The organism is Herbaspirillum lusitanum P6-12, assembly GCF_000256565.1.
Classification (GTDB): domain Bacteria; phylum Pseudomonadota; class Gammaproteobacteria; order Burkholderiales; family Burkholderiaceae_D; genus Herbaspirillum; species Herbaspirillum lusitanum.
Genome location: NZ_AJHH01000076.1, coordinates 1 through 8,124 on the forward strand (window position 1 = coordinate 1; position 8,124 = coordinate 8,124).

Here is an 8,124-nt window from a genome sequence, read left to right on the forward strand (position 1 = left end):
CAAACCGGCGCCGTCCGCGCCGCATGCAAAACGCAGCGACCGCATGGCGGCCGATGCGCGCCTGCGCCGCGTGATTGAAGCCGTCTGCGTCCGCCTGACCGACGCCGAAGCCGTGCTGACCGAGATGGACCAGCGTGTCGGCGACGGCGACCTCGGCATCAGCATGGCGCGCGCCGCGCAAGGCATCCGCGACGAAATCGACGAATGGCCGGCGGAAACCGACCCGGCCGCAGTACTGCGCGCCATGTCGGCCACCATCCGTCGCGTGGTCGGCGGCACCTCCGGTCCGCTCTACGCCATCCTGCTGATGCGCGCCGCAGCAACGCTCGACGCCGCAAAGACAAACGACGCACGCGCTTGGAGCGCCGCCTTCAGCGCGGCCGTCGAAGGTGTTTCGGAACTGGGAGGCGCGCATCCCGGCGATCGCACCATGATCGATGCGCTGCACCCGGCGGCACAGGCAATGCAAGCCGCGCTGGATGGTGGGGAAAATGAGGAAGCAGCAATCAATGCCGCTGTGGAAGCGGCTGTCCAGGGCGCCGCCCAAACCGCCTCGATGACACCGAAGCGCGGCCGCTCCAGCTATCTCGGCGACCGTGCGCTGGGTTTCGCCGATCCCGGCGCCCACGCCGTCGCCTTGTGGCTGGCGGCAGTGCGCGACGCGCTGGCGACTTTCCGGTGACTGGCATTGGGTCGCACACGCAGCAGGAGCGGACGCGAACTAGCGCTCGTTGCGCAGCGTCAGCGGATCGGGCTGCAGGTAGACCAGATTGTTGATGGTCGCCAGTGCCTGATCCAGTGCCGAGATATCGGCGGCGCTGGTGGCCCCTTCTTTCTTTTGCAGCGGCTTGAGCAGGCTGAGGAAGTCGCGCGACAGCGTCGCGTTCTGCGGCGTGGTGTTGTCGCTGATCAGCTCGCCCATCATGTACTTCTGCACACGCGTCGACTGGCTGGCCGATTGCTCCAGCGTGGCCTTGACCAGCACGCCCTTGTCGTACGCGATCGTCGCCTTGCTGCTGGCGTCGTCCTTGATCTGGTGATACGTGTAGTTCTGCGAATTCTTGTCGGTGGTCAGCCTGAGCGGCACGTCCGCCAGCAGCGACTCATGGTAGCTCGCGCTCAGATGCGATTCCTGCTGCTGCGTGATGGCGCGATTGAGTTGGCCGCCTCCGTTACTGCCGACGTTACTGCTCTGCGAAGTCTGGTACGAGAAAGTATCGTGTTCGCTCTGGCGCGCCGGGTTCGGCGACGTCACTTCCTGCGTCATCGACGCGTTGAAATCGGCCAGCCCGGTCGTCATGCTCTGGTCAGCCTTGTTGAGCCAGATCGCCGCCGGCGACTGCTCGCGTGCCTGTTGCGCGGCACTGGTGACCTTGCTGTTCATTTCCTTGAAGGCGTCCTTGAACATCGCTACCAGCGAGGCGTCGCCATGACCGCGGCTCTGGGCATCGTCGAATTGCTTCAGATAGCGCTTGATGGCCTCGGCCTGCTGCTTGGCGGTGCCCACGATAGCCAGGTTGCTGAGGTCGACGCTGACCTTGAGCGTGCCGGCAGGTCCGGCCGCACTCACGGTGCGCTGCTTGCTGTCGGCATGGAAGCCGATGGTCTGCGTCTGGCCGCCGACCTGCACGCTCGCATGCAAGTCCACCGACGCCAGCAGGCTGGTGTCGAACTGCGTCAAGCCATCCAGTTTCAGACCCGGCGGATTGGCGGCAATGCCGTCAATGGCGCTCTGGAATCCATCCGACAGTTTTTGCAGCGCGCCGCGTTCGGCGTCGGTCAGCTTGCCTTTGCCGACCTGTACCTGCACCGACAGGCCGTCTTCCTGGCTGGACAGCGTCAGCTCGACTTGCGCGCCCGAGGTCGTCACGATGGTCAGTGAAATCTTGTTGTCGGTCTGGGCATCGGTCTGTGCCCGCAACGTGGTTTCCAACGCGGAACCCTTCGGCGCTGTCGCTGTCGAAGCGATTCAACAGCGCTGCGCCGAGGCCCTTGAACCGCGCACCCAGCGATGACGAAGAAAAATTCCCCGCCATCATGGTGCTGACGGCATCGTTGGATTTGCTCTGCCAGGAGAAGAACTTGTCCGTCGACGGCGCCGCGCCGGACATGGAATACAGCTGCGCGCTCGCGGCGGCATTGCTGCCGCCCAGCGTGACGGAGGTATGGGATTGCGTCGAAGCCTGGTTCGACGCGGCGCTCGGAGTCGAGGCGCTTCGTGTCGCCGCCGCCGGCGCTGCCGATATCAACGGCGCCGATGAGCTCACTGCGGATAGGTTTGTCATATCGGTAAGTAGCAGCAAAAAAGTCGTCAAGGGACATCCGGGATCAGGACATCCGCTAGCTGCTTTACGGTCGATGCTGCAGGAACTTTATGCCGGCGATTTCAGATGACGCCCTGATTGACCCGTTTGCTCAACATCTCCGCACTCTCCCTCCGCTCGCTGTAACGATTTGCGAGCGTCGGCGAGACGTCGCGTGTCAGCAAAGTAAATTTCATCAACTCTTCCATGACATCCACCACGCGATCGTAGTACGCGGAAGGATGCATGCGGCCGGCCTCGTCGAATTGCTGGAACGCCTTGGCCACCGACGATTGATTCGGGATGGTCAGCATGCGCATCCAGCGTCCCAGGATACGCATCTGGTTGACGGCGTTAAAGGACTGCGAACCGCCGGAGACTTCCATCACCGCCAGCGTCTTGCCCTGCGTCGGCCGGATGGCGCCGGACGACAACGGAATCCAGTCGATCTGCGCTTTCATGATGCCGGTCATGGCGCCGTGCCGTTCCGGCGAACACCACACCATGCCTTCGGCCCATTGCGCCAGTTCGCGCAACTCCTGCACCTTGGGATGCGTGTCCGGCGCGCTGTCCGGCAGCGGCAAGCCGGAGGGATCGAAGATCCTCGTCTCGCCGCCCATGGCCTGCAGCAGGCGTGCTGCTTCCAACGTCAGCAAGCGGCTGTAGGAACGCTCGCGCAGCGATCCGTACAGCAGCAGAAATCGCGGCGCATGCGTGGCGCGACCGACCGCGGCGAAGTCGCTCGCCTGCGGCGCGTGGAACAACGCCGCGTCAATGTTCGGCAAATCAGGAAGTTGCGACACGGCGCCCCTCCGCATCGATGACGACTTCGCCATCCTCCTTGGTGAACGGACCTTGCTGGGGATTGGGGAGGATGTCCAGCACCAGCTCGGAGGGGCGGCACAGGCGCACGCCCTTGGGCGTGACCACGAAAGGACGGTTGATCAGCACCGGATGCGCCAGCATCGCATCGAGCAGCAGGTCATCGCTCAGTTGCGGGTTGTCCAGGCCGAGTTCGGCATAAGGCGTGCCTTTTCGGCGGATTGCCTCCCGTACCGTGAGGCCGGCGTCCTTGATCAGTTGGATCAGGACCTCGCGCGCCGGCGGATGCAGCAGGTACTCGATGACCTCGGGCTCCTCTCCTGAATTGCGTATCAATGCCAGCGTATTGCGCGAGGTGCCGCAGGCGGGGTTGTGATAAATACGGACGGTCATGATGGCTCCCGGGTTGAATGATGTTCAAGTGAAGACGCTCCGGCGCCGGCCTCGTACCAGCCCCTTGTCCGGTTCACGACGGCGACCACCAGCAGCATCAGCGGCACCTCGATCAGCACGCCGACGACGGTCGCCAGCGCCGCGCCGGATTCGAAGCCGAACAGGCTGATCGCGGTGGCAACGGCCAGCTCGAAGAAGTTGGAAGCGCCGATCAGCGCCGAAGGACACGCTACCGCGTGTTTTTCGCCGACCGCACGGTTGAGCCAATACGCCAGAGCGGAATTGAACAGGACCTGGATCAGGATAGGCACCGCCAGCAAGGCGATCACCAGCGGCTGCCTGATTACGGCGTCGCCCTGGAAAGCGAACAGCAACAGCAGCATCGCCAGCAATGCCGCAACCGACCACGGCTGTATGCGCGCAGTCGCACTATCCAGCCGCGCTTGCCCGCCGCGCAGCAGCGACCGGCGCCAGACCTGCGCGATGATGACAGGTGCGACGATGTAGAGGCCGACCGAGGTCAGCAGCGTGGCCCACGGCACCGTAATGCTCGACACACCCAGCAGCAGGCCGACCAGCGGAGCGAAGGCGAACACCATGATCAGATCGTTCATCGCCACCTGCGATAAGGTGAAGTAAGGGTCGCCGCCGGTCAGGCGGCTCCAGACGAACACCATCGCCGTACACGGCGCCGCCGCCAGCAACACCAGCCCGGCGATGTAGGAATCCAGTTGCGTGTCGGGCAGATACGGCGCGAACCAATGGCGGATGAACAGCCATCCGAGCAAGGCCATCGAGAACGGCTTGACCGCCCAGTTGACGAACAGCGTCACGGCAATGCCGCGGCCGTGTCCGGCGATCTGGCGCCAGGCGCTGAAGTCGACCTTGAGCAGCATCGGAATGATCATCACCCAGATCAATGCGCCGACCGGCAAGTTCACGCGGGCGACCTCCATGCCGCCGATGATCCGGAAGGTAGGCGGAAACGCCTGCCCCAGCACGACGCCGATGACGATGCACAGCGCCACCCAGAGCGTCAGATAGCGTTCAAACAGGCTCAGCGGGATGATCGCTGCCTTCGCAGGGTCGGCAAATCCAGGTTGGATGCTCATGACACGCCCTATTTCTCTTCTGTGCCGGGGCAGCACTCCTGCACCGGCGAACACACATTGCCGCCGCAGCAGTTTTCGGTAAGAAAACCAATCAGGCCGTTCATCCTGTCGAAATTCGCCGAATAGATGACGAAGCGCCCTTCGCTGCGCGCAGTGACCAGGCCGGCGTGCGACAGCTCCTTCATGTGGAAGGACAATGCCGACGGCGCCACCGCCAGTTGCTCGGCGATCTTGCTGGCGGCCAGGCCTTCCGGGCCTGTTTGCACCAGCAGGCGGAATGCGGCCAGGCGCGACTCCTGGGCGAGCGCGGCAAGTGCAGTGATAGCAGTTTTGTTGTCCATGGCGGCTCCGATCAATCCAATGATTCAATTATTATTGAAATATTGGATTGATGCAAGCCCCAGGATTACCGCCGGCCAATGCGCGCCAATGTCCGGTGATTGACAACACCTCCCTTGATCCAGATCAAGTAGTGTCCAGAAACCCCGTCGTACGTTGTCTGCCGGACGTCGCCCTGGGCTATATTGAGCAAAACAACGACCAGGCGTCCACACGTCCACTGCCATGAGCCAGCTTCAACAGATCCAGCGCCCCCTGCCGCCACCCCACCACGCGATGAAAACCAGTTGCGTCAATTGCAGCATGCACCAGTTGTGCCTGCCGATGGGGCTGGATGATTCCGACATGAACCGGCTCGACCAGATCATCGGACGGCGCCGCCGGGTGGCCCGCGGCGAGAGCCTGTATCGCATGGACGACCCGTTCAGGAATTTGTATGCGATCCGGCTCGGGCATTTCAAGACTTACCAGCTCAATGCCGGCGGCGAACAGCAGATCACCGGCTTCCAGATGGCCGGCGAACTGATGGGCATGGACGCCATCAGCACCGACAAGCATCATTGCGACGTCGCCGCGCTGGAAGACAGCGAGGTGTGCGAGATTCCCTTCCAGCGCCTGGAAGAATTATTCGGCGTGATCCCGATGCTGCTGCGCCATTTCCATCGCATCATGAGCCAGGAAATCACGCGCGAACAAAACGCCATGCTCCTGCTCGGCAACATGCGGGCGGAACAGCGCTTCGCAGCTTTCCTGATCAACCTTTCCTCACGCTATGCGGCGCGCGGTTATTCATCGACCAGCTTCCAGTTGCGCATGTCGCGTGAAGACATCGGCAACTACCTCGGCCTCACCATCGAAAGCATCAGCCGATTGGTGTCGAAGTTCCGCAAGCTCGGCTGGCTCGGCGTCGACAAGCGCGAGATCCAGTTGCTCGACCCGGTCCGCATCAAGGCCCTTGCCGCCGGGACCGAGACTTGTCCGATGGCCTGATCAGGTAGTCGCGCTGTCCGGGCAGATTCAGCAGGAAGGCCAGCCCGCCTGACAGCGCACAGAACAACCACAGGAAAAAGAATCCCGCCGTATACGCGGCCAGCCGCTCGCGCTGGCCGATGAAATGGAACAGCTCGTCCGGATCGAACCAGGCGAAGAAGCAACCCTCCGCCGCAATCGCCGCCAGGAACGAGGCCCACAGGATATTCGGCACGATGCGTTGCATGGCAATCTCCTCTTCTTGAATTCCGCGGCTCAACTTGCCGCCGGCTGATCTGCAATCAGGTCCAGCATGCGTTGCTGCGGCCAATGCCAGACGCCGGCCACGCGCCAGTCACGCGCGTCGTTCTCCAGCAGCACCTGCCAGCGCGCCAGTTCCAGCATCGGCAAGCTGATGCCGAAGTCGCCGTGGGCGTTGGTCTCGAGCGGCAGACGCAAATCTTTTTCAGGCCGGGTCGGATGCGCCAGGTGCAATTGCAGCTTGCCTTGCAGCGGCCCGGCATGGGTCTGCACGTTGCCCAGCAATTTTCCCGACGCGGCGTCATAGCCGAGGTGCAGCGCCACGCCCAGCGAGGTCGCGGCACGGTCGCGCCGCAGGTCCTGGTTGATGGCGCGGCCTTCCTTGTAGTAGTCGCCCACCACCATGGCGTCTTCGCGCGTCACCGCCAGCCAGATGGTGAATGTTCCGGCCACGATCACCAGCGCGGGGCCGAGCATCAGCAGCCAGGGCCAGCGATGGGTGTACCAGGGACGTAAAGTCGGCGTTGCTTGCATGTTCGTTTCCTTTTGAATTGCTGGTTGATCTCATCAGCGCGGCACGAAGAAGATGGCCTTCTCCTGCACCTGCAATTGCGGATCGTCAACGGCGCTCAACGCGAACGCCACCTTGTTGGAACCGTGTTCGCCCTTGCCGTGCGGCACCCGCACGCGGACCGGGACGGCGCGCATGGCGGCGCCTTCGATCTCGACTTCCGCCGGCGTCGCCAGCCTGATGCCGTCGATACCGGACACGTCGATATGGAAGCGATGCGCGGTCTCGCCGGTGTTCATGATCTGCAGCCGGTAGACGTTCTCGATCATGCCGTCCTCGACTTCGCGCGCCATCACGCCGCGATCGCGGATGATGTCGAGCTTGAGCGGCGTGCGCAGCGCCAATGCCGTGCCGAATCCGGCCACGATCAGCACCAGCAGCGCTGTATAAGCCAGCACGCGCGGACGCAGGACGCGGCGACGCATCTCTTGCAACGACAAATGCGAGGTGATGGCGTGCTCTGTGGAATACCTGATCAGCCCCGGCGGCAACGCGACCTTGGCCATGACGCCATTGCAGGCGTCGATGCAGGCGGCGCAGCCGATGCATTCGTATTGCAGACCGTCGCGGATGTCGATGCCGGTCGGACAGACCTGTACGCACATCGAGCAATCGATGCAGTCGCCGGTCTTTTGCGCTGCTTTGGACTTTGCGCCACGCGGCTCGCCGCGTGCGCGGTCGTAGGTGATGATCAGCGTGTCCTTGTCGATCATCGCGCTCTGGAAGCGCGCATACGGACACATGTATTTGCATACCTGCTCGCGCATCCAGCCGGCGTTGCCATAGGTGGCGAAGCTGTAGAACGTGATCCAGAAGGCCTCCCACGGCCCCGGCGACACGACGGCGACGCTCGCCATCAACTCATGGATGGGCGTGAAGTAACCGACGAAACTGAACCCCGTCCACAGCGACAATGCGCCCCAGACGATGTGCTTGGCGCTCTTCTTGAGGAGCTTCTGCACGCCCCACGGCTGACGATCCAGACGCATGCGCGCGCTGCGCGTGCCTTCGATGCGGCGCTCTATCCACAGGAACATTTCCGTGTAGACCGTTTGCGGGCAGGAGAAGCCGCACCACACCCGCCCCGCCACCGCCGTGAACAGGAACAGCGCGTAGGCGCAGATGATCAGCAGCGCCGCCAGGTAGATGAAGTCCTGCGGCCACAGCACGATGCCGAAGATATAAAACTTGCGCGCGCCGAGATCGAACAGCACCGCCTGGCGGCCATTCCATTGCAGCCACGGCAAGCCGTAGAACACCAGTTGGGTCAGCCACAGGCAGACCCAGCGCAGGCTGGCGTAACGCCCCTTGATTTCGCGCGCGAATATATTTATTATGCACGTGGTCATCATTA

The 8,124-nt window shown here is 62.9% G+C and carries 11 protein-coding genes; 3 read left to right on the forward strand and 8 right to left on the reverse strand.

The window, feature by feature from the left end; genetic code table 11:
• On the forward strand, positions 1-682 hold a 682-nt coding region (dhaL, locus tag HLUSI_RS0102565; RefSeq protein WP_016832481.1), incomplete at its 5' end, for a dihydroxyacetone kinase subunit DhaL.
• 39 nt (positions 683-721) lie between these two features.
• On the opposite strand, the gene HLUSI_RS26670 is transcribed toward dhaL, so the two are convergent.
• Entirely contained in the window at positions 722-1,921 is a 1,200-nt protein-coding gene (locus HLUSI_RS26670; RefSeq protein ID WP_016832482.1) for a hypothetical protein, read from the reverse strand.
• Positions 1,922-1,992: 71 nt separating this feature from the next.
• Here HLUSI_RS26670 and HLUSI_RS30885 point away from each other — a divergent pair, with 71 nt between their 5' ends.
• Positions 1,993-2,394: a hypothetical protein gene (locus HLUSI_RS30885; protein ID WP_016832483.1), complete on the forward strand. Its 402-nt coding sequence runs from the start codon at positions 1,993-1,995 to the stop codon at positions 2,392-2,394.
• Here HLUSI_RS30885 and arsH read toward each other — a convergent pair.
• From arsH to HLUSI_RS0102595, 4 genes are read right to left on the reverse strand one after another with little or no spacing between them, the layout of a single operon-like run.
• Positions 2,387-3,121 carry an arsenical resistance protein ArsH gene (gene arsH / locus HLUSI_RS0102580; protein WP_040503082.1) on the reverse strand — a complete coding sequence of 245 codons (735 nt, stop codon included), beginning with the start codon at positions 3,119-3,121 and terminating at the stop codon, positions 2,387-2,389. The genes HLUSI_RS30885 and arsH overlap by 8 nt on opposite strands.
• Positions 3,090-3,518, reverse strand: coding sequence for an arsenate reductase (glutaredoxin) (gene arsC / locus HLUSI_RS0102585; RefSeq protein ID WP_016832485.1), 429 nt, complete (start codon positions 3,516-3,518; stop codon positions 3,090-3,092). The genes arsH and arsC overlap by 32 nt, the downstream gene beginning before the upstream one ends.
• Positions 3,515-4,630 (reverse strand): ACR3 family arsenite efflux transporter, encoded by a 1,116-nt coding sequence (gene arsB / locus HLUSI_RS0102590; protein WP_016832486.1) that lies wholly within the window; start codon positions 4,628-4,630, stop codon positions 3,515-3,517. The genes arsC and arsB overlap by 4 nt, the downstream gene beginning before the upstream one ends.
• A gap of 8 nt (positions 4,631-4,638) precedes the next feature.
• Positions 4,639-4,971 carry an ArsR/SmtB family transcription factor gene (locus tag HLUSI_RS0102595; RefSeq protein WP_029363039.1) on the reverse strand — a complete coding sequence of 111 codons (333 nt, stop codon included), beginning with the start codon at positions 4,969-4,971 and terminating at the stop codon, positions 4,639-4,641.
• A gap of 223 nt (positions 4,972-5,194) precedes the next feature.
• On the opposite strand from HLUSI_RS0102595, the gene fnr reads away from it, so the two are divergent.
• Positions 5,195-5,959 carry a fumarate/nitrate reduction transcriptional regulator Fnr gene (gene fnr, locus HLUSI_RS0102600; protein WP_050977611.1) on the forward strand — a complete coding sequence of 255 codons (765 nt, stop codon included), beginning with the start codon at positions 5,195-5,197 and terminating at the stop codon, positions 5,957-5,959.
• On the opposite strand, the gene HLUSI_RS0102605 is transcribed toward fnr, so the two are convergent.
• From HLUSI_RS0102605 to ccoG, 3 genes are read right to left on the reverse strand one after another with little or no spacing between them, the layout of a single operon-like run.
• Entirely contained in the window at positions 5,916-6,185 is a 270-nt protein-coding gene (locus HLUSI_RS0102605; RefSeq protein WP_029363041.1) for a hypothetical protein, read from the reverse strand. The two genes, fnr and HLUSI_RS0102605, sit on opposite strands and share 44 nt — an antisense overlap.
• 29 nt (positions 6,186-6,214) lie before the next feature.
• A complete protein-coding gene (locus HLUSI_RS0102610) occupies positions 6,215-6,733 on the reverse strand; it encodes a FixH family protein (protein WP_016832490.1) in 519 nt (172 codons plus the stop codon).
• A gap of 33 nt (positions 6,734-6,766) precedes the next feature.
• Positions 6,767-8,122 carry a cytochrome c oxidase accessory protein CcoG gene (gene ccoG, locus HLUSI_RS0102615; protein WP_016832491.1) on the reverse strand — a complete coding sequence of 452 codons (1,356 nt, stop codon included), beginning with the start codon at positions 8,120-8,122 and terminating at the stop codon, positions 6,767-6,769.
• Positions 8,123-8,124: the final 2 nt, after the last annotated feature.

Bases quoted from the DNA above. Each gene is read 5' to 3' on its own strand.
- arsH (WP_040503082.1), bottom strand. From the start codon at position 3,121: ATGCGGAGGGGCGCCGTGTCGCAACTTCCTGATTTGCCGAACATTGAC.
- arsC (WP_016832485.1), bottom strand. From the start codon at position 3,518: ATGACCGTCCGTATTTATCACAACCCCGCCTGCGGCACCTCGCGCAAT.
- arsB (WP_016832486.1), bottom strand. From the start codon at position 4,630: ATGAGCATCCAACCTGGATTTGCCGACCCTGCGAAGGCAGCGATCATC.
- HLUSI_RS0102595 (WP_029363039.1), bottom strand. From the start codon at position 4,971: ATGGACAACAAAACTGCTATCACTGCACTTGCCGCGCTCGCCCAGGAG.
- fnr (WP_050977611.1), top strand. From the start codon at position 5,195: ATGAGCCAGCTTCAACAGATCCAGCGCCCCCTGCCGCCACCCCACCAC.
- HLUSI_RS0102605 (WP_029363041.1), bottom strand. From the start codon at position 6,185: ATGCAACGCATCGTGCCGAATATCCTGTGGGCCTCGTTCCTGGCGGCG.
- HLUSI_RS0102610 (WP_016832490.1), bottom strand. From the start codon at position 6,733: ATGCAAGCAACGCCGACTTTACGTCCCTGGTACACCCATCGCTGGCCC.
- ccoG (WP_016832491.1), bottom strand. From the start codon at position 8,122: ATGATGACCACGTGCATAATAAATATATTCGCGCGCGAAATCAAGGGG.